General features: G+C 69.9%; 18 protein-coding genes. 11 read left to right on the forward strand and 7 right to left on the reverse strand.

All coding sequences use genetic code 11. From position 1 onward, the window contains the following. Window positions 1–40 precede the first annotated feature (40 nt). From D6T63_RS12220 to mtrA, 3 genes are all read right to left on the reverse strand, one after another. Window positions 41–1,804 carry an LpqB family beta-propeller domain-containing protein gene (locus D6T63_RS12220; protein ID WP_182976982.1) on the reverse strand — a complete coding sequence of 588 codons (1,764 nt, stop codon included), beginning with the start codon at window positions 1,802–1,804 and terminating at the stop codon, window positions 41–43. Further along, on the reverse strand, window positions 1,794–3,641 hold the full coding sequence (gene mtrB, locus D6T63_RS12225) for an MtrAB system histidine kinase MtrB (RefSeq protein WP_235830723.1): 1,848 nt from the start codon (window positions 3,639–3,641) through the stop codon (window positions 1,794–1,796). Before mtrB ends, D6T63_RS12220 begins: the two co-directional genes overlap by 11 nt. A 97-nt stretch (window positions 3,642–3,738) precedes the next feature. Continuing rightward, window positions 3,739–4,416 (reverse strand): MtrAB system response regulator MtrA, encoded by a 678-nt coding sequence (gene mtrA / locus D6T63_RS12230; RefSeq protein ID WP_120149338.1) that lies wholly within the window; start codon window positions 4,414–4,416, stop codon window positions 3,739–3,741. A gap of 201 nt (window positions 4,417–4,617) precedes the next feature. Between mtrA and D6T63_RS18960 the strand changes: the two genes are divergently transcribed. From D6T63_RS18960 to D6T63_RS12265, 6 genes are all read left to right on the forward strand, one after another. Beyond that, window positions 4,618–6,297 (forward strand): DUF7847 domain-containing protein, encoded by a 1,680-nt coding sequence (locus tag D6T63_RS18960; RefSeq protein ID WP_182976983.1) that lies wholly within the window; start codon window positions 4,618–4,620, stop codon window positions 6,295–6,297. Between the two features lie 43 nt (window positions 6,298–6,340). After that, on the forward strand, window positions 6,341–7,009 hold the full coding sequence (locus D6T63_RS12245) for a DUF4129 domain-containing protein (protein WP_182976984.1): 669 nt from the start codon (window positions 6,341–6,343) through the stop codon (window positions 7,007–7,009). Further along, window positions 7,006–8,403, forward strand: coding sequence for a DUF4350 domain-containing protein (locus D6T63_RS12250; protein ID WP_147394365.1), 1,398 nt, complete (start codon window positions 7,006–7,008; stop codon window positions 8,401–8,403). Before D6T63_RS12245 ends, D6T63_RS12250 begins: the two co-directional genes overlap by 4 nt. After that, entirely contained in the window at window positions 8,400–9,479 is a 1,080-nt protein-coding gene (locus tag D6T63_RS12255) for an AAA family ATPase (protein ID WP_120149342.1), read from the forward strand. The genes D6T63_RS12250 and D6T63_RS12255 overlap by 4 nt, the downstream gene beginning before the upstream one ends. Before the next feature lie 61 nt (window positions 9,480–9,540). Then, the gene (locus D6T63_RS12260) at window positions 9,541–10,833 is read left to right on the forward strand and encodes a DUF58 domain-containing protein (protein ID WP_120149343.1); all 1,293 of its coding nucleotides are present in this window, start codon (window positions 9,541–9,543) and stop codon (window positions 10,831–10,833) included. Window positions 10,834–10,948: 115 nt separating this feature from the next. After that, complete coding sequence (locus tag D6T63_RS12265; protein WP_120149344.1) at window positions 10,949–11,617, forward strand: DUF4166 domain-containing protein; 669 nt, start codon at window positions 10,949–10,951, stop codon at window positions 11,615–11,617. A gap of 67 nt (window positions 11,618–11,684) precedes the next feature. On the opposite strand, the gene D6T63_RS12270 is transcribed toward D6T63_RS12265, so the two are convergent. The 4 genes from D6T63_RS12270 to D6T63_RS12285 are packed head-to-tail and all read right to left on the reverse strand — an operon-like array spanning window position 11,685 to window position 15,573. Then, window positions 11,685–12,716, reverse strand: coding sequence for a uroporphyrinogen decarboxylase/cobalamine-independent methonine synthase family protein (locus D6T63_RS12270; RefSeq protein ID WP_120149345.1), 1,032 nt, complete (start codon window positions 12,714–12,716; stop codon window positions 11,685–11,687). After that, complete coding sequence (locus D6T63_RS12275; protein ID WP_120149346.1) at window positions 12,709–13,167, reverse strand: chorismate mutase; 459 nt, start codon at window positions 13,165–13,167, stop codon at window positions 12,709–12,711. Before D6T63_RS12275 ends, D6T63_RS12270 begins: the two co-directional genes overlap by 8 nt. Before the next feature lie 43 nt (window positions 13,168–13,210). Then, on the reverse strand, window positions 13,211–14,350 hold the full coding sequence (gene mnmA / locus D6T63_RS12280) for a tRNA 2-thiouridine(34) synthase MnmA (RefSeq protein ID WP_120149347.1): 1,140 nt from the start codon (window positions 14,348–14,350) through the stop codon (window positions 13,211–13,213). After that, window positions 14,347–15,573 (reverse strand): cysteine desulfurase family protein, encoded by a 1,227-nt coding sequence (locus tag D6T63_RS12285; protein ID WP_120149348.1) that lies wholly within the window; start codon window positions 15,571–15,573, stop codon window positions 14,347–14,349. Before D6T63_RS12285 ends, mnmA begins: the two co-directional genes overlap by 4 nt. Before the next feature lie 104 nt (window positions 15,574–15,677). Here D6T63_RS12285 and folP point away from each other — a divergent pair, with 104 nt between their 5' ends. The 5 genes from folP (at window position 15,678) to D6T63_RS12310 (ending at window position 19,886) form a co-directional block, all read left to right on the forward strand. After that, entirely contained in the window at window positions 15,678–16,622 is a 945-nt protein-coding gene (gene folP / locus D6T63_RS12290; RefSeq protein ID WP_235830724.1) for a dihydropteroate synthase, read from the forward strand. After that, on the forward strand, window positions 16,619–17,365 hold the full coding sequence (locus D6T63_RS12295) for a pyrimidine reductase family protein (protein WP_120149349.1): 747 nt from the start codon (window positions 16,619–16,621) through the stop codon (window positions 17,363–17,365). The genes folP and D6T63_RS12295 overlap by 4 nt, the downstream gene beginning before the upstream one ends. Window positions 17,366–17,587: 222 nt before the next feature. After that, a complete protein-coding gene (locus tag D6T63_RS12300; RefSeq protein WP_120149350.1) occupies window positions 17,588–18,556 on the forward strand; it encodes a J domain-containing protein in 969 nt (322 codons plus the stop codon). Window positions 18,557–18,565: 9 nt separating this feature from the next. Further along, the gene (locus D6T63_RS12305) at window positions 18,566–19,033 is read left to right on the forward strand and encodes a tRNA (cytidine(34)-2'-O)-methyltransferase (RefSeq protein ID WP_120149351.1); all 468 of its coding nucleotides are present in this window, start codon (window positions 18,566–18,568) and stop codon (window positions 19,031–19,033) included. 19 nt (window positions 19,034–19,052) lie between these two features. Beyond that, complete coding sequence (locus D6T63_RS12310; RefSeq protein WP_120149352.1) at window positions 19,053–19,886, forward strand: class I SAM-dependent methyltransferase; 834 nt, start codon at window positions 19,053–19,055, stop codon at window positions 19,884–19,886. Window positions 19,887–20,008 lie beyond the last annotated feature (122 nt).

The following is a 20,008-nucleotide window of genomic DNA, read 5'->3' on the forward strand; positions in this document are numbered from 1 at the left end:
CACGGCCGCAGAGACGGCGGGAAGCTCTATGTGGACATTGTCAGCCGGGGAACGCCGGATCGACGACCTTGAGTTCCTCGTCCACCCAACTCGTGCCGATCCGCCGGTAGAGCGTGTCACCGGCCTGGGCATAGAACGTGTCCTCGGCATCCGAGCCTGCACTGATCCCGAGGACACCGACCAACCCCGCCATTGCCTCCTGCTCGCCGCTCAGCTGAAGGATCAGAGGAGTTGCTTCCTCACCGGCGCCGAGGGAGGAGGCGACGATCGTGCTTTGGCCGGCCCACTTGGCCGTCTCGATGGGCCTACCGGCGGGTCCGGTGACAGGAAGCGACAGGGGGGTGGTGAGAGTCTGCGGAGCCCCCTGCGCGGAGCGCGTGATTCCCGCGAGCAATATCTCGCTCGATCCTCCACGGTCCGTCACGAACAACGCTCGGGACCCGTCGCGGGAGATGCGCAGGTCCTTGACGCTCCGGTCGCCGAGCCACCCGGCAGCGAGGGTGACTGCGTCTGCCTCCGTCCCGCCCGGTGGCAGGGCGAGGATTTCGCTCCGACCTCGGGCGGAGCGCGCCGTCCAGACCCAGTTCTCGGGGTCGAACGAGGGCTGCGTCAGGGCAGCACCTGCAACGACCTCGCGCACCTGGCTACCCGGTGCCGTGACGAACAGCGCGGTCCTGTCAGCTCTGACGAAGGAGTAGGCGCTTCCCGAGACGGACGTCGCGGGAGCCTTCGGCTCGAACTCCGACACGGACGGCAGACCGTCGATCGGGACGATGGCGCCGTTTCGGACGCGCACCAGCTCGCCCTCGGCGATCGCCACCTGTTCGCCCCCGACATCCGGCGTGAGTTCGGGCACGATGAGGTCGGGCACCTCCTCTCCGAGCTGGATGGGCTGGCCGCTGGTCATCTCGACCGATGTGACGTCATTGAGGCCGACGAGATTGACCTGGAGCTGCTGGTTCATCTGCTGCAGTCCGAGGTCGGTCGCGTTCTCGAGGACCTCCGGCGAGAGTTCGACCGATGCCTTGCCCGAGGTGATGGGGATCGAGTCCCGGGCCAGGGTCACGCCCTCGGGGAAGGCGCTGGTCACCGAGCCCTGGAGGTAGGGAGCGGGACCGGCGAGCATGGTACCGACGATGCGCGCCGTCACGCCGGTGCGTCGCACGAACCAGCGGGCATCCGGTACCCAGTAGCGATAGTTGCTGCTGTAGAAGTAGAGGCTGTGCGAGATCAGCAGGTCGGTGGCACTGCTCTGCGCGATCATGATGCCGTCAGGAATCTCGTCGATCCGCCACTCGCCGTTGGCCTGCACCATGCGCACGCCGAGGGTCTCCGTCGAGGGGGCCGCACTGTTGGTCCGTACTCCCCTGGAGTCGACGGTGCCCGTCGTTTCGAGCTGGATCTGGTAGACACCCTCGGTCTCGCGCTTCTCCACGCGTGGATCGGAACGGAACAGGACGATCCGCTCCTCGGGCTGCCACGTCTCCTGCAGTTCGGGGGTCAGGAACTGCCGGGCGACGCTGTAGCCCTCGCTGGCGCCGGTTCCTGCCGTGATGAAGTCGCGCAGGATCCGCTCCGGAGTTGCTCCGGGCGCGGGCCCTTCGGGATCGAACACGGGGGCGACGACGTCGGGCTCCCCCTCGGACGCCGAGATGACGCCCACCGGCCCCGTCGTCGGGATCGCCGAGCACCCTGTGAGCAGGAGGAAGCAGACCACCAGCAACGCGGCGACGAGTTCCTGCGCACGGTTGCCTGCTGCGCGTACCCGAACGGCTTCGACCGCTGTCAGAATGTCAGCTCGCACTGCCCTGCCTCGTTCCATCCCCGATGTCGTGTCCTGAAAGAGCGGTGGAACCCTCCGCGCCCGGCGCGTCACGGTGGGAGCCCGACGCCTCACGGTGCGGCCCCGACGCCTCACCGTGCGGCCCCGACGACGGCGGCAGCGCGAGGGGTGAGGACGTCAGCTCGGTACCCTGGCGCCGGGGCAGCGTGAAGCGGAAGCATGCGCCGGCTCCGGGATCACCCCAGGCTTCGAGCCATGCACTGTGTAGCCGGGCGTCCTCCATGGCGATCGAGAGTCCCAGTCCACTGCCACCGGTGGTCCGGGCCCGCGCCGGATCAGCCCGCCAGAAACGGTCGAAGGCGCGAGAGGCCTCGAGAGGCGTCATGCCGATGCCATGATCCCGCACGGCGACGGCAACGGCCTCCGGGTTGCAGGCTATGTGGATTTCCACGGGCCTGCCCTCGCCATGCTCGAGCGCGTTGACGATCAGGTTGCGGAGGATGCGGTCGATCCGGCGCCCGTCGGCGTCGACGACGCACATCGTCTCCGTCGAGACGATGACGAGGTCCGATCCGAGCCGCTCGGCCAGGGGGTGGGCGCCGTCCATTGCGTGCTGGACGAGCTGGACGATGTCGACGGACTCCGCCTCGAGCACGGCCGCGCCGGCGTCGAACCGGGAAATCTCCAGCAGATCGGCGAGGAGTGCCTGAAAGCGCTCGACCTGGTCGAAGAGGATCTCCGCCGACCGCTTGTTGACCGGGTTGAACTCCTCACGCGCGTCGTGCAGCACCTCGGCGGCCATCCTGACGGTGGTCAGCGGCGTCCTGAGCTCATGGGACACGTCGGAGACGAAGCGCTGCTGCATCTGGGACAGCTGGGCCAGCTGGGTGATCTGGTCTTGGAGGCTACCGGCCATGTGGTTGAAGGAGGCTCCCAGCCGTGCCACCTCGTCCTCCCCTGTCACCTCCATACGCTCCTGGAGCTCACCGGCTGCCAGTTTTTCGGACACGGCTGCAGCGTGGCTGACCGGCAGGACCACGCTACGAGTGACGTACCAGGCAATCGCGCCGATGACGAGGAGGAGGACCACGCCGGCCAGCCACAGCACCCGATGGATGTCATCGAGGGTCGACTGCATCGTCGAGAGATCGTAGTAGACGTACAGCGCGTACGGCGTCTGCTCGGGCGGGAGTGCCACCTGCGTGCCGAAGGCGAGGCCCGGCGCGTCGGTCGCTCCGCTCTCCGTCACCGGAATCACGAACGGGGCCCAGTAGATGTCCTCACCGGTTGCAACGGCCGACTGCAGGTCCTGCGGCAGCATCCGTGCCGTTGCGCCCTCCTGGCTCACCGTCGTCGAGATGAGGAACCCCTCGGCCGTGGATATCGGCACCAGCATCGCCTGGCGTGGGGCGTCCGAATCACTCCCGACCAATCCCGTGACGGAGTCCAGCACGAGCCGGCTGGTGGTGTCCGTGTCCGCCGCTGAGGAATTCCTGAAGACGGCCTTCTCCCGGTTCAGGGCCTCCGTGGCCTCGGCGCTGAACTGGTCGAAGCGCTGGTCATAGAGCGCGCCGGTGATCTGGTTGGACAGGAATCCGCCCACGGCCACGAAGGACACCGAGGTCAGCAGCATCGTCGCGACGACGGTCCGGAACTGGAGGGACCGACGCCAGCGGCGGGCGACCGAGCCCGCCAGGTTGCGCGCGCCCGACCGGGCGGCAGTGAGGCGTGCCGCGAGTGTCAGTTTCGTGGTGGCACCGTCCGCGCCCGGAGTGCCATCGTCACCGGAGTCAGCTTTGACGAGTCCCCGCGTTCCTGTAGCAGCACTGCTGGGCAGCCGTGCTGCGGGCACCGTCACGACAGCGGGACGGGATTCCGCGTCTTCCGGGAGCCCGGCTTGTCCGTCGACTGCGGCGGTGACGGGAACGGAAGCGCGTGCGCCACCGCTCCCCGCGTCAGCTCTGCCCGGCCTTGTAGCCGACACCACGCACCGTCAGGACGATCTCGGGTGCCTCGGGGTCCCGCTCGATCTTCGAGCGCAGCCGTTGCACGTGAACGTTCACGAGCCGGGTGTCGGCGGCGTGGCGATAGCCCCACACCTGCTCGAGCAGGAGCTCGCGGGTGAAGACCTGCCACGGCTTACGTGCCAGTGCCACCAGCAGATCGAACTCGAGGGGTGTCAGCGAGACCCGGGTGCCCGCGCGGTTCACCTCGTGTCCGGCGACGTCAATACTCACATCACCGATTCTCAGCGTCTCCGGAGCCCTCGACTCGGCGGGGCGGAGCCGCGCACGCACGCGCGCCACTAGCTCGGCGGGCTTGAACGGCTTGGGGACATAGTCGTCGGCACCTGATTCCAGGCCCCGGACGACGTCGGACGTGTCGGATTTCGCGGTGAGCATCACGATGGGGAGGTCCGATTCGGCACGGATCTGGCGGCAGACCTCGATGCCGTCGATGCCGGGAAGCATGAGATCCAGCAGCACGAGATCCGGGTGGGACGAGCGGAAGACGCCGAGCGCCGCCGCACCGTCGGCGCAGAACACGGGGTCGAACCCATCATTGCGGAGGACGATGCCGATCATTTCGGACAGGGCCTCGTCGTCATCGATGACCAGTATGCGAGCCTTCATACCCCAATACTGTCCCATCGGGGACGCAAAGTCCCACCAGCCCCACCGCAGGGAGGCCGGATCACAGGAGAAGGGCCTGGAAGCGGGGCGATGCGGGTGGCGACCGGGCGTGCTGCTGCCCGGCTGGGTGGCGGTCCTCACTATGATGCAGGAGGGGACGCTGACTCCATGCCTCCCGGCAGCATCGACCGAGGGGACGCTATGAGTGATCAGGTGAATGGTCAGCCGAACGACGCGACAGTGCCGGACGACGCCGAAGTGCCTCCCGACGGAACGACAGCAGGATCGGACACACCTGACGGCCGGGCCCCGACGCCGTCGCAGCCGTCGCAGCCGTCGGGCGGGACCAGCCGTGACGCGGGTCCCCCAGCAGCACCCTGGCAGTCCCCCGGTGTGAGCGGTGGCCCGAGTCCGTCCGGCTACCAGGGCCCGTCCGGCTACCAGGGCCCGTCCGGCTACCAGGGCCCGTCCGGCTACCAGGGCCCGTCCGGCTACCAGGGCCCGTCCGGCTACCAGGGCCCGTCCGGCTACCAGGGCCCGTCCGGCTACCAGGGCCCGTCCGGCTACCAGGGCCCGTCCGGCTACCAGGGCCCGTCCGGCTACCAGGGCCCGTCCGGCTACCAGGGCCCGTCCGGCTACCAGGGCCCGTCCGGCTACCAGGGCCCGTCCGGCTACCAGGGCCCGTCCGGCTACCAGGGCCCGTCCGGCTACCAGGGCCCGTCCGGCTACCAGGGCCCGCTCGATGCGGCTCCCCCCGCATCCGCCGGCGGTCGCCCCGCCACACAGGGCTGGGGCAACCAGTACCCGCCGCCCTGGCAGGGTGGCGGACCCTACGGCGGCCGGGGATTCCCGCCCGCCAACCAGTACCAGGCGCCACCCAAGCCGGGCGTCATCCCCCTGCGACCGCTCGGTCTCGGCGAGATCCTGGATGGGGCGTTCCAGGCGTGCCGCCGGAATCCCGTAGCCACCTTCGGCACCGCCATCCTCCTGCAGGCCGTCGTCGCGCTGGTGACGGTCCTCCTGCTCGGTAACCTCCTGTCCTCGGTCGAGGTGTTCGCGCAGGCGAATCCCTCGACCGACAGCATCATCGGCGCTGTCGCCGGCCTCGGGGTGTTCGCCACCGTGGCCGGCGTGGTGTCGGCCGTGGCGCTGCTCGTCCTGCAGGGGATCCTCGTCATCCCGATCGCTCGCGCCGTCATCAACCAGAAGACGTCCTTCGGCCAGGCCTGGCGGCTCGCGAGGGGCCGCATCCTCCCGCTGCTCGGCTTCGGCCTCCTGTCCTTCGCGGCAGGCCTCGTCGGGCTGCTGCTGCTGGTGGGCATCTCGGCGCTGGCCATCAGCGGGCTCGAGACGTACTCAGCCTTCGTGATCGTCCCGCTCGTGATCGGCGCCCTGGTGCTGATGGTGTGGATCTCCGTCAAGCTCGTCGTCGCACCCGCTGCCCTCATGCTCGAGGGCGTAGGTCCGTGGAGCTCGATCAAGCGGTCATGGCAGCTCACCCGCGGCAACTGGTGGCGGACCTTCGGCATCGTGGTGCTGACCAGCATCATCGTCTCGATTATCGCTTCGGTCATCTCCACCCCCCTCACCTTCGCGGTATCGCTCATCTTCGGTTTCAGCTCCAGCGCCTCCGCCACCCCCGATGCACTCGGATCGCTGCCCGCCCTCGCCGCAACCCAGGCCATCACTGCCCTGTTCACCGCCATCGGCTACGCCTTTCAGGCGGGCGTGACGTCGCTGCTCTACGTCGACCTGCGGATCCGTCGCGAGGGGTTCGACGTCGTCCTGATGCGCGAGCACGAGCAAGCCGGGTCCGGTCCCACGGATGTCCTCCCCGGGGGCACCACCGCGTTCGGGCACCAGCCCCGAAGGCCCGTCTGATGAGGACGACCGCAGGGCCAGCGCCGTCGTTGCGGAGTTCTCCGTGATCGGTGGACCAACTGCGTCGCTCACCCCGGACGGTGAGGAGGCACGTCGCCTCCTCGAGGAGGAGCTCGCCAAGGCCGCTTACGTGGAGGCACAGCCCAACGTCTTCGAACGGGTCCTGGCGGAGGTCCTCCGCGGGATCGCCAGAGTGTTCGACGGCATCGGCGGGCTGGGGGCGGGGCCCGGGACGCTCGTGGTGGCGATCGGCGCGGCCCTGATCATCATCGTCGCGATCGTGCTGATCAAGCCCAGGCTCAATGCCCGCGGCCGGAAGGAGGATACGGCTGTCTTCGATGAAGGAACCCGCTATTCCGCGGCCCAGCACAGGAGCCGAGCCTCTGCCCTGGCATCCGCGGCGGACTGGAACGGCGCCGTGGCCGAGGTGCTGCGCGCAATCATCCGTTCCGCCGAGGAGCGGCTCGTGATCGCAGAACAGCCGGGCAGGACGGCGACAGAGGCGGCCGTCCAGCTCGGGGGTGTCTTCCCGCCGCTCTCGGCGGACGTCGCATGGCTCGCCGACCTGTTCAACGAGACCGTCTATGGAAGCGGCAAGGCCAGCGGCGAGGAGTACCGGCGCGCTGCCGCCGTCGATGATCGCTTCTCGACGGAGCGGCCCGAACAATCCGTGCACGCCGAGGGCTCGACGACGCCGGCGGCACCGCAGTGACACGGGACCGGCGGCAGGGCCCGGCACCCGTGGACCCGGCTCGCGCATCGCCCTCCGATGCACCGTCACGGCGGCAGGACTCTCCCCGCACGACGACCGGGCGTGCTCCCGATCAGCCCACCCAGGGCCGCGAGATCATGGGCGACGGCAGCAGCGCACGCGCCACGGCCCGGGTCCGGGCGAGGCGGGCCCTTCCCCTGCTCATCGGTGCCCTCGTCCTCGCGCTGATCCTGATCATCAACCTGCTGCCCGGTTCCGAGGAGGACGATGGCGCCCTGTCCCCGGGCAATCCGGCCCCACAGGGAGCAAGGGCGGTTGCGGAAGTCCTGTCCGACCAGGGTGTCGACGTGGTCCGGGCCCGGTCCTTCGAGGACGCGATGGACGCCCTTGCGGACGGGCCCGCCACCCTGTTCCTCAATGATGCCCGGCAGTATCTCAGCGCGGATCAGGTGGCCGAGCTGACGGACGAGTCGGACCGGGCCGTCCTGGCTGCCCCGAATAACCGGCAGCTGACCCGGCTCGCCGACGTCTTCGCGGTGGTCGGGCCGACTCCCTTCACCCTGAGCGGCGATTCCCCTGCCGTGACCGCCCGGTGTGCCGATGCTGACGCGACGGCTGCGGGCAGGCTCGCAGCCGACGGGACGGTCTACGCGGGAAGCGTCGAATGCTTCTCGCAGGAGGTCGAGGGAGCTGCAGAGGAGGGAGGTGCGGAGGACGGTTCTCCGGACACCCGTGCTGCGGAAAACGGCTCAGGAGACGCCGACGCAGCAGATGACGGCGCGACAGGAGGCCTGTATGTCACGAGCAGTGACGGCTCCGTGGCCGTCCTCGGTGCGCCGGACATCCTGTCGAACGGGTCCATCACCGAGGAGGGGCACGCGGCACTCGCTCTCCGGTCGCTCGGATCCTCCCCGACCCTCGTATGGTACGAACCGACCGGTGCGGACGTCGTCTCGATCGGCGAGGGCATCGATCCGCGCACCCTCCTGCCACCGTGGGTGGACCCGCTGCTGGTCTGGCTCCTCATCTGCGCCCTCCTGGCGATGGCCTGGCGGGGACGGCGCCTGGGTCCGCTCGCGGCCGAGCCGCTACCCGTCGTCGTCCGCGCCGCCGAGACGGCGGAAGGACGGGCGCGCCTCTACCAGGACTCGCGGTCCATCGGCCACGCGGCCGCGAACCTCCGTGCAGCGACCCTCGCCAGGATGGCGCGACGGCTGCGCGTGGGCCGCTCCGCCTCTTCGCTGGACGTCGTGGCTGCGGCAGCACGCCACTCGAGCCGGCCGCGCGTCGAGCTCGAACAACGGCTGCTGCATCACACCCCGACCACGCATCGCGACCTTGTGCTGTGGGCACAGGAAATCCTCGACCTCGAGAAGGAGATCACGTCACCATGACCGACACCGAAGGTTGGCAGGACGATACCGGGCAGCCGGCGACGGCGGGGCCTCCGCGCGGAGCCCACCAGGCCACCCGGGTCGAGGAAAGGGTGCCCCAGGCACCCGGGCAGGAGGACGATGACAGCCGGTCAGCGCGGGCCGCATTGCTGCGCGTGCGCGCGGAAGTAGGGAAATCCATCGTCGGCCAGGACGCGGCCGTGACGGGGCTGCTGATCGGGCTGCTCGCCGACGGGCACGTGCTGCTCGAGGGCGTTCCGGGCGTCGCCAAGACCCTGCTCGTCCGCACCCTCGCCACAGCCCTGGACCTCGGCACCAAGCGTGTCCAGTTCACGCCGGACCTGATGCCCGGTGACATCACGGGCTCCCTGATCTACGAGTCCAGAACCTCGGAGTTCACCTTCCGCGAGGGGCCGGTCTTCACGAACATCCTGCTCGCCGACGAGATCAACCGGACCCCGCCCAAGACCCAGGCCTCGCTCCTCGAGGCCATGGAGGAACGGCAGGTCTCCGTCGACGGCGTCTCGAGGCGGCTCCCGTCACCCTTCATCGTCGCCGCGACGCAGAACCCGGTCGAGTACGAGGGCACCTATCCCCTGCCCGAGGCACAGCTCGACCGCTTCCTCCTCAAGCTCACCCTTCCGCTGCCCGGGCGTGACGACGAGATCGAGGTGGTCCGCCGGCACAGCGTCGGTTTCGATCCCCGGAACCTCGGCGCCGCCGGTATCCGCGCCGTCGCCGGGGCGGAGGACATCGACCGTGCCCGCGCTGCGGTCGGACGTGTCACCATCGCCCCCGAAGTGCTCGCGTACATCGTGGACCTCGTACGCGCCACGCGGACCTCGCCGTCGTTCCAGCTCGGGGTCTCCCCCCGCGGTGCCACCGCACTGCTGAACACCTCGCGTGCCTGGGCGTGGCTGTCGGGCCGCTCCTTCGTCACACCCGACGACGTCAAGGCACTCACCCTTCCCGCGCTCCGGCACCGGGTGGCACTACGGCCCGAAGCGCAGATGGACGGGGTGGACGTCGATGATGTCCTCGTCAGCATCCTCGGTACCGTCCCCGTCCCCCGGTAGGACCGCATCCCACCCCTGATCCCTCCGCGAGGCATCGCTACCGGATCCGAGAGGAGTCCCTTTGGCCATCACCGGCCGCTTCGTCCTGCTGGCCCTGTTGGGCGTCCTGCCCGTCGTCCTCTACCCGGGTGCGACGTCGATCCTGCTGTGGGCCGCCCTGCTGGCCGCGCTCGCCGGTGTCGATGCCGCACTCGCCGCTTCTCCACGACGTGTCGGAATCACACGGACCCTGCCGGACAGCGTCCGGCTGGGTGAGCAGTGCAGCAGTTCACTCGTGCTGCGCAATGACACCTCGCGGATGTTGCGTGCAACCGTGCGGGAGGCCTGGCAGCCCTCGGCCGGTGCGGCGGATCCCGAGCAGGCCGTCGTCGTCCCGGCGGGCGAGGCGCGACGGATGACCGTGCTCCTCCGACCGTCACGGCGCGGCATCCTCCGGGTCGGGACCGTCACCATCCGCAGCGCCGGCCCGTTGGGTATCGCCGCCCGCCAGCTCAGTGTCCCGGCCCCGGGCGTGCTCCGCGTGCTGCCACCCTTCAACTCGAAACGCCACCTCCCCTCGAAGCTCCGCCGCCTGCGGGAAATCGACGGTCGGTCCGCCGTGCAGATCAGGGGAGCCGGGACGGAGTTCGATTCCCTCCGCGACTACGTCCGGGGCGACGACGTCCGGTCGATCGACTGGCGCGCCACCGCCAGGCGCCGCGACACCGTGGTGCGCACGTGGCGCCCCGAGCGCGACCGCCGCGTCGTCGTCGTCCTGGACACGTCCCGCACATCGGCTGCTCGGGTCCTCGACGAGCCGCGCCTCGACACCGGCATCGAAGCGGCACTGCTGCTGTCCGTCCTCGCCGAGCGCGGCGGCGACAAGGTGCACTTCCTGGCCTTCGACCGCAGGCTCCGCGCCCGCGTCGATTCGACGGCCAAGGGCAACCTGCTGAGCTCGCTCGTGACGGCCATGGCGCCGCTCGAGGCGGAACTGATTGAGGCGGACTGGTCCCGCCTGCCCTCGCAGGTACGCGCCGCATCGGCCCACCGCTCCCTTGTGGTGCTGCTGACAAGTCTCGATTCCGGCGCCATTGAAGAGGGCCTGCTGCCGGCGCTGCCGGGCCTGACCGAGCGTCACGTCGTCGTGGTCGCCTCCGTCCGGGATCCGCGCCTGGACGAGATGAGCGCCGACAGGTCGACGGCGGCCGCCACCTTCCGCGCGGCCGCCGCCGAACGCGCCCTGCTGGATCGCGCCGCCGTCGCGAACCAGATCCGACTCCTGGGCGCCGAGGTCGTGGACGCGGTGCCCGCGGAGTTGCCGCCCCAGCTCGCCGACGCCTACATCAGGCTCAAGGCCGCGGGGCGCCTGTGACGGACACACCCGCCCTCTGCTCGGGGATCCCCGGCGATCCGCACCTCCGGGTACACCGCCGGTTTCCGCGGTGCATCATGGTTGACTGGGTGTCCGAGCGACGGAAGTGGGCGGCATGATCTCGATCTACCAGCAGGCGATGGGCAGTGACTTCGGCCGCCTCCAGCCGGAGTTGCGCGAGTACTTCGGGATGCACGCGGGAAGCGGGGTGTCGGGTCACGGACGAGGCGTCTTCGACGTCGCCGGCTGTCCTGCGTGGTTCGCACGGCCCGCGTTCCGACTGACCACCCTCGAGAACGCCTTCTTCCCCGAGTACAACAGCGACGTGCCCTTCACCATCAGCAACTACCCGCATGTCGACCCTTTCGGCCGCCCGGCCCTCACCGCCCGGCGCGAGCTCGATTTCGGCACGGCCCTTCGCGTGTTCGAGGACACAACCTCCCTGCAGGACGGCGTCCTCACCGACTACGTGGGCCGACACCGCCGGATGGCCACCCTGCTCACCTGCACGGCGACCGACGAGGGCCACATCCGCATGGTGTCCTCCCGGACGCGGGTATTCGCCGGGCTCCGGCTTCCCTTGCCCGATGCCCTGGGGGCGCTCGCATACGTGGAGCAGTGGTGGGACGACGACGCCGGCGCCTTCCGCATCAGGACGCGCGTCGTGCATCGTCAGCTCGGCACGCTCCTCGTCTACGCAGGGCTGTTCGAGTACGCCACCCGGGAGTTCGACGGCGTCCTGCCCTCCGGTGCGGAACCGCGTCGCTGGGAACAGCGCGTCTGACCCTGCCGAGGGTGCACACCGGCGGCAAGGACCCCAGCGGAGAGGACCGCCGACAGGCGGGACCGCGCTATCCCTCCGCGCGGACCTGGTCGAGCGCGTCGGCAGCCTGCGCCAGGCGCGTGAGGACCCGGACGGCGTCGGTCGGCGACCGCACCTCGAGACCGTGTTGTGTCGTGGCGGTCAACGCGGCGAGCGCCTGCACGGGCAACCCGACCCGCCGCCAGGCGGCCAGCACCGGCTCGACGAGGGCGCTGACCTGCGGCACCGGGCCGCGCGGATCGAGGATCGCGAGCCAGAGCTCGCGGCCCGATTCGATGTCCTCCGCGAGCGCTTCCCACTGGCGGTCGGTGATCGACGGCAGGTGCAGGGCGAGTGCCGTGGCCGCACTGGCGCGGGCGGCATCGAGCGCGACGTCGGAGTCGCCGGGCGCCAGCACGGTACCCGAGGCTCCTGCGGCGACGACCGACGCCGTCACGAGGTCCCATGCCTCCGTCGCCTCACGCCGGTCGATGGCCCGCAGGCTGCGGTATCCGCTCGCGGTGGGCACGCGTCCGCTGAGGATCCTGTCGGCGTCGGGTTCGTCGAGCTGGAGGATCAGTTCGGCCCCGCGGGCCACGGACGACACCCGGCGCACGAATTCCCCGGCACCCGCAGCCAGTGAGGCGTAGAGCTCCCGCCGTGCGCCGTGATCGATCAGGACCCGTTCGCCGTTGTGCAGGTGCACGCCGGCGGCCAGCGACAGCGGACCCTGCAGATGCAGTTTCAGGCGGGGTGACGTGCGCTCCTCAGCCCCGGCGATGTCCCCGAGCGCATTGATGTCGGAGGACAGCGCGGACTCCGCACGCCGCTGGTCCTTGCCCGGCCGCTGCACGAGCCGCCACCCGTGGGGCTGGAGGTCGAAGGGCATCTCGACCAGGATCCCGAGCGTGCGCCCGATCTCGTCACTTCCCGGCCCGCGAGCGGCCAGGGACGGGAGGAAGGGGACGTTCGCCCCTCCGAGCTCGCCGCGCACGGCGCGATTGGCCTCGAGCGGATCGGTGCCGGGCCAGTCGCCGGCCGCCGTCCCCCGGACCGCGGTGGTTCCGTCCTCGTCAGCCACGGGCGTTGCCGGGGGGCGCCGTCGGACCGGAAGCAGAAGGGTCCGGATCAGAAGGGTCCGGACCGGACGTCGTCGCGGTGCCGCGCGCCCCCTCCGACGTGGGCCTGCGGTTCTCCGAAATGGCCTGGTGGTGGCGAATGACCTCCGAGATGATGAAGTTCAGGAACTTCTCGGCGAAGGCGGGATCCAGTTGGGCTTCCTCGGCGAGCATCCTCAGCCGGGCGATCTGCGCGGATTCACGCTGCGGGTCCCCGGCCGGGAGGTCGTGTTCGGCCTTCAGGTGTCCCACGCGCTGCGTGGCCTTGAAGCGTTCGGCCAGGAGGTACACGAGGGTGGCGTCGATATTGTCGATCGAGCTCCGCACGGAGAGCAGCTCGGCCATCACCTCGGGGGCTACGTCTCCTGCGAGTGAACTGGCTGCCGGGTCGAAGCCACTGCGTGGATGCGTCATGGGTCCAGTCAAGCAGAAGCCGGCGGGGCGGGGTGAACTGCGACTAGCGCTGCGCCGTGGCCGGCTCGGGGCGGAGCGCGGACCGCGCGGAGTCGATCGTCGCCTGCCCTAGTACCCGCGTGCCCTGGTACAGCACCACGGTCTGACCGGGCGCCACGCCCCGCATCGGCTCGATCAGGCGGACCATCAGCTGCGCGGCGCCGTCGGACAGTCCTACGCTGGCCCGAGCGGCGACAGGATCACCATGGGCCCTGACCTGCGCCATGCAGTCGAACTCCTCCCCCGTGGCCACCTCGTCGATGGGAAGGCCGGCCCAGGACACCTTGATGCCCCTCATCTCGTCGATGGCGAGCAGATGCTCCGGACCGACCACCACCTCGTTCTGCTTCGGGCGTATCTCGAGTACGAAGCGGGGCTTGCCGTCGGCGGCAGGCGTACCGAGCTTGAGGCCGCGTCGCTGGCCGACGGTGAAGGCGTTCGCGCCGGGGTGGCTGCCGATCCTCTCGCCGTCGACATCGAGGATGTCACCCTCGGTCATGTCGATGCGCTCCTCGAGCCACCCGCGGGTATCGCCGTCGGGGATGAAGCAGATGTCATGACTGTCGGGCTTGTTGGCGACGGACAGGCCACGCCGCTCCGCCTCGGCACGCACCTCGGCCTTCGACGGCGTCTCGGCGAGCGGGAACATCGAGTGCCGAAGCTGCTCGTGCGTCAGAACCCCGAGCACGTAGGACTGGTCCTTCGCCCAGTCGGCCGCGCGGTGCAGCTCCGGGTTGCCGTCGGCGTCGTCGATCACCTTGGCGTAGTGACCGGTGCAGACGGCGTCGAACCCGAGGGCGAGCGCCTTCTCGAGCAACGCCGCGAACTTGATGCGCTCGTTGCAGCGCATGCAGGGGTTGGGAGTGCGCCCTGCCGCGTACTCGGCGATGAAGTCGTCGACGACGTCTTCCTTGAACCGCTCGGAGAAGTCCCAGACGTAGTAGGGGATGCCGAGGATGTCGCACGCGCGCCAGGCGTCCCGCGAATCCTCGATGGTGCAGCATCCGCGGCTGCCGGTGCGCAGGGTCCCGGGCATGCGGGACAGGGCGAGGTGGACCCCGACGACGTCGTGCCCGGCCTCCACCGCGCGCGCCGCCGCCACTGCGGAGTCGACGCCGCCGCTCATCGCTGCCAGTACCCTCATGATGAAAAACCCGTTCCTGCCGTTTGGATGGTCGATGCGTGGCCGGCCATACCGGCCTTGCGGGCGCGCTCGTACGCCCCGCCGATTGCGTCCACCACGGCGTCAACGTCCTGCGCCGTCGATGTATGCCCGAGGCTGAACCGTTGGGCCCCGCGGGCTTCGTCCTCGGTCAGCCCCATGGCCAGCAGGACGTGCGAGGGACGCGGGACACCTGCGGTGCAGGCCGAACCCGTGGAGGATTCGATGCCCGCGAGGTCGAGCAGGAACAGGAGCGAGTCCCCCTCGCAGCCGGGGAAGGTGAAGTGCACATTGCCCGGGAGCCGCGCACCTTCGGGTGCCGGATGGGCGACGCCGCGCAGGACGGCTTCCGGTACCTTCCGGGATATGCCGTCGATCAGGCGATCCCTCAGCGAGGCGAGGCGGGCCCCCTCGACCGCGAGGTGCGCGACGGCGTCGTCGGCCGCTGCGGCGAAGGCGGCGATACCGGCGCCGTCGAGCGTGCCGGATCTGATATCGCGCTCCTGGCCACCGCCGTGCTGGACGGGAGTGAGGGCGACAGCGCGGCCGACGAGCAGCGCTCCGACTCCCACCGGCCCGCCGATCTTGTGTGCGCTCACGGCCATGGTGGCGAGGCCGGAGTCCGCGAAGGAGACCGGGAGGGACCCGAAAGCCTGGACGGCGTCGCTGTGGACCGGGATCCCGTAGCGCGCCGCCTCGGCGACGATGCTCTTCATCGGTTGCACCGTGCCGACCTCGTTGTTGGCCCACATCACGGTGACGAGCGCAGTGCGCTCGGGGGCGTCGGCGAGTGCGGCGCGCAGGGCGTCCAGAGAGACGACGCCTGTCGGGTCGACGGGGAGCCAGACGATCTCCGCGCCCTCGTGCCGCCCGAGCCACTCCACCGTGTCCTGCACGGCGTGGTGCTCGATCGAACTGCAGATGATCCGGGTGCGTGCCGCGTCCGCCGATCGCCGCGCCCAGTACAGGCCCTTGATGGCGAGGTTGTCGGCCTCCGTCCCGCCGGAGGTGAAGATGACCTCGGACGCATGGGCACCGGCCGCGGCGGCGATCGTCTCCCTGGCCTCCTCGACCGAGCGCCGGGCGCGGCGACCCGAGCCGTGGAGGGAGGAGGGGTTTCCACTCCGGCTGAGTTCGAGGGTGAGAGCGGCGAGCGCCGGCGCCGAGATCGGCGTGGTCGCCGCGTGATCGACATACACGGGCATACCTCGATTCTACGGGCGCCGCGCGGCCGGGCCGATTCCGGTGGCGCCCGTCACGCCGGCCCGCGGCTACGGGAACGCCCGGTTTACGGTGGTATGAATGCAGGGTGGACAGTCAAGCAGCGGCTCCTTCCTCTTCCGGCACCTACCTGCCCGGTCTCCGGCATGCGGTGCACACCTTCGGCACGCGCACGATCGACTTCGACCGCCAGGTCGCCCTGATGGCGGTCGTCAACCGCACACCGGACTCGTTCTTCGACGGTGGTGCGACCTACGCGCTCCAGGCGGCCGTGGACGCAGCGCTCCGGGCGGTCGACGACGGCGCGGACTGGGTGGACATCGGCGGCGCTCCGTTCTCCCCCGGAGAACCGATCCCCGCCGCGGAGGAGGCCGAGCGCATCGTCCCCGTCATCAGTGCGGTCCGCGACGCATCCGACGTCATCATCTCCGCCGATACCTTCCAGCCCGAGGTCGCCCGCCAGGCACTCGCCGCCGGCGCGAACGTCGTCAATGACACGACCGGGCTGCGGGACCCCGACATGGCGGCCGTGGTCGCCGAGGCCGGCGCGCACCTGGTCATCACGCACAGCCTCGCCGCACCCCGCACGGTGTTCCCGAGACCCACCTACGACGACGTCGTGCAGGAGGTCTCGGAGTTCCTCCTGCGCAAGGTCGACGAGGCCGTCCGGCTGGGCATCCCCGAGGACCGCATCCTCCTCGACCCCGGACACGACCTCAACAAGAACACGCTGCACTCCCTGGAGATCACCCGCCGGTTCGCCGAGATCGCCGGGCTCGGATTTCCGACCCTCGTCGCGGTCTCGAACAAGGACTTCATTGGCGAGACACTCGACCGGCCCAAGCGGGAACGCGTCGAGGGATCGCTCGCAGCCGCCGTGATCTGCATCCTCGGCGGGGCCCGCGTGGTCCGCATGCACAACGTTCCGGCGTCCCGCGCGGCCATCACCATGACCGAGGCGGTCCTCGGCTGGCGGGAACCCGCCTACCTCCGCCACAACATGGGCGACCACAACGAACCGGCGGCACCATGATCACCTCCCTCATCCCCTCCGCACCCGGCGCCGCTATCGGCGACGACGCCCTGCATCGCATCTACGCGTACCCCGCCTCGGACAGGCCGTACGTCCGGTTCAACTTCGTCGCGGCCGCCGATGGCGCGGCGACGAGCGGAGGGTTCTCCGCCGGCCTCGGCAATGACGGCGACAAACGCATCTTCACGGTCCTCCGACGCCTCGCAGACGTCGTGCTCGTCGGAGCGGGGACCATCCGGACCGAGGGGTACGAGGGTGAGCTGGTCGACGACGACGCGCGGTCCTGGCGTGGTGCGCACGGGCTCGGCGAGCATCCGGCCGTCGCCGTCATCTCGGGGAGCCTCGACCTCGATGCGACGAGCGGATTCTTCACGCAGGCGCCTGTCCGTCCCATCATCTTCACGTCGTCCAGCGCCCCCGCAGGAAAGCGCGCCGCGCTCGAGGCCGTGGCCGACGTCGTGGACTGCGGCACGGACACGGTGGACACATCCGCAGTCCTCGCCGAGCTCGAGCGGCGCGGTCTCCTGAAGGTCCTGTGCGAGGGCGGTCCGGCGGTGCTGGGCGGCTTCACCCGGTCCGACGCCGTGGACGAGCTGTGCCTGTCGATCAGCCCCCTCCTCGCGGGCGGCGACGGGCCACGCATCTCCTCGGGCGACAGCCCGGGAGACGCCGTCGCCCTGACGCTCGCCTCGCTCCTCACGGAGGAGTCCGCCCTCTATACGCTGTACCGGCGGGCCTCCTGAGTCCGTCCCGGAGAGAACTTACCGGGCGGCTGCTCCGTTGTACCTCTGCCTGCACTTCCCAGGAAACGCTTCCCGGCATCCGAGCAGCAGGCGGACAGGGCTGACGGCTTTTGTCCGGACCCACCTGTGCCTCTAGTCTCAGGTGGTATCGGGCAGCGGCCGCTCCAGGCCGACGTCGGGTCCCGGTCCTGCCGGAACCGCAACTCCCAGGAAAGGCCATCCATGGCAGAGGCACCACGGAAGTCGTACTACGACGTCCTCGGTGTGTCCCCGGAAGCCGACGCCAAGGCCATCAAGGACGCCTACCGACGTGCGGCACGTACGGCCCATCCCGATCTCGGTGGCAGCGCCGCCCGGTTCCACGATGTGGCCGTCGCCTATGAGGTCCTCAGCGACCCACAGCAGCGGGAGCGCTACGACGCCGAGACCGGCCGCAGACGCGCCACGCCATCCGGCGCTCCCCGCGCGGATGCCGGCCCCGGCACCGGCTCGGCGGCATCTGGCGCACGGCAGTCGACGCGAACACGCGTCGAGGACGAGGAAGCCGCCAAGGCACCCCCGAACTACCTCCCGCCGTTCTCCCCGTCGGCTCCCCCGGCCGTACCCCTGATCCTCGCCGGGAAGCAGGTGCATGGCTCACCCCGGCAGCCGGGCATGTTCGGAAGGCTCAACGGGGGCGTCCGGGCCAGGATCGACGGCGAACTGAGGACCGCCGCACTGCTCGAACGAGCCCTGCTTCCCACCTACCCCGCGGCTCGACTGGTCAACGGGGTCGAGTTCGACGACCGGGACGACACGGCAGCAGGACATGTGCTGCTCGCCGGCTACCGGATCGCCGTCATCGACTCCTTCACCGCGCCACCGGGCAATTTCTCCTGGGACGGCCGCTCCCTGCGCCATCAGGGCCGACCGATGGATTACCGCATGACCGTGACCGTGCGGGCCGTGCAGGATCTCTTCCCGGACTTCAACGTCGCCGGCTGGGTGGTCATCCACGGCGCGCCTGATAATCCCTTCGCCCCGGTGATCGACGTACCGCCCGGCTTCGACCGGTCATCGCCGAACCTGATCCAGGTGGTCAATGCCGGTACCGCCGTCCGCACCATCCGGTCGTTCCTGGCCTCGGGTCCGACGCCGAACGTGGTGCAGCTGCCTGTGCTCGCGCGATTGCTCGCCGCGGCCGGAAGCTAGGATGGAGCGGTGTTCCGCATCCTCTTCCACACCCCCGAGATCCCGGGCAACACCGGAGCCGCCATCAGGCTCGCCGCCGTCGCCGGCGCGGAACTACATCTCGTCGAACCCCTGGGGTTCAGTCTCGAGGACTCGAAGCTGAGACGGGCCGGACTGGACTACCACGACCTCACCGTCCTCCACGTCCATGGGACGCTGGACGACGCCTGGGCCGCACTGAAGCCACGGCGGGTTTTCGCGTACACCTCGGACGGGGATGTGTCCTACACGGACATCGCCTATGAAGCCTCGGACGTGCTCATGTTCGGGCGTGAGTCCGACGGCCTCCCAGCGGACGTCAAGCACGACGAGCACGTCACCGCCCGCGTCCGGGTTCCCATGCTGCCCTCGCGCCGTTCGCTCAACCTCGCCAACACCGCATCGATCGTGCTCTACGAAGCCTGGCGCCAACAGGACTTCGCAGGTGCGCAGCGATGATCGACGTCTAGGAGCCCCCATGCCCGCTCGCCATGCCGCAGCACTGCCCAACGGCGGCGCGGAACACTTCGACCTCCTCGCGCCCGCCGTCTGGAACCCGGTGAGCAACGCGGTCGTGGCCGCAGCCGACATCCTGCTGGGCGAGCGGGTCCTCGACGTCTTCGCCGGCACCGGCACCGGCACGGTGCCCGCGGCTCAGCTCGCGGGCCCCGCCGGTCACGTCGATGCCGTGGACCGTTCCTCCGCGATGCTCGACCTCGCGGAGGCGAAGGCGGAAGCGCTTGGACTCGAGAATGTCTCCTTTCACTGTGCGGATCCTTCCGAGTGGACTCCCGGCGCGCCGTACGACGCCATCATCAGTTGCTATGGCCTTCTCCTGCTCGACGACATGGACACCGCGATGGACCGCATCGTCCGCATGGTGCGTCCTGGCGGACGCGTGGCGCTCAGCGCCTGGGACGACAGGGCGCTCGAACCCTTCGGGGACCTTCTCCTCGATTCCATCCGCTCCCTCGGGACCACCCCCTCCGGCGGCGCCGCTTCGATCGGCCCGTCGGCCACTCCGGTCTTCGTCGAGAACCGCAGGCGCCTCGCATCGGCCGATCGTCTGCAGGAGTGGCTCGGCGCCCGGGGCCTCACCGACGTCACGGTGGAGAAGCTCGGGTTGGCCGTCCCCCTCGATGCCGACCATGCCTGGTCCCTCGCGCAGGGCAGCGGCTATCGAGGGTTGCTGCCGCGTGATCCTGACGCGCTGGAGCGTGTCAGGGATGCTCTTCTGGACCGGCTCGGCGAGGACTTCGTCCTGAACGCGGACTCACTGATCGCCGTCGGTTCGTACCGGACGACCGAGTAGCACGACGCGCCGGGCCATCCGGGGATCTACCTGCTCCGAATGCCTGGTGTCAGCAGTTGACCGCGGACCGGCAGGAGTAATGGAATGGTGCTATTGCAGCAGGGACGTGTTCGTCCCCCGCA

The sequence above is a fragment of the Arthrobacter cheniae genome, from assembly GCF_003602275.1.
In the GTDB taxonomy this organism is placed as follows: domain Bacteria; phylum Actinomycetota; class Actinomycetes; order Actinomycetales; family Micrococcaceae; genus Arthrobacter_D; species Arthrobacter_D cheniae.